1 pseudogene is annotated in these 261 nt (G+C 70.9%); it reads right to left on the bottom strand.

Annotated elements, in window-relative coordinates:
* Window positions 1-29: 29 nt before the first annotated feature.
* Window positions 30-261 (bottom strand): annotated as a pseudogene (locus D7X74_RS42325) (hypothetical protein); the annotation flags it as partial.

Here is a 261-nt window from a genome sequence, read left to right as displayed (position 1 = left end):
TGAAGCTGCTGGACGCCTGAGGCGCGCGACTACAGGTCGGGCGAGGGCGTGTAGTGCAGCTCCCCGCCCGGCTCCAGCACCAGCCCGGTGCCGGGCTCGCCGGCCTCGTCGTCGCGCCCCACCTCCAGCACCTGCGCCTCCGCGTCCCACTGGCCCAGGTAGTACTCACCGCCCGCCACCATGCAGGCGCGCCCCTCCGACACCAGCGTCTCCACCACTTCCTTCTTGTCGCTGGTCATCCGCAAGAGCGTCCACGTCTTG

Source organism: Corallococcus sp. CA047B (assembly GCF_003612065.1).
GTDB lineage: Bacteria > Myxococcota > Myxococcia > Myxococcales > Myxococcaceae > Corallococcus > Corallococcus praedator.
The sequence above is the reverse complement of the archived record's forward strand: the minus strand, read 5'-3'. Positions and strand labels throughout refer to the sequence as shown.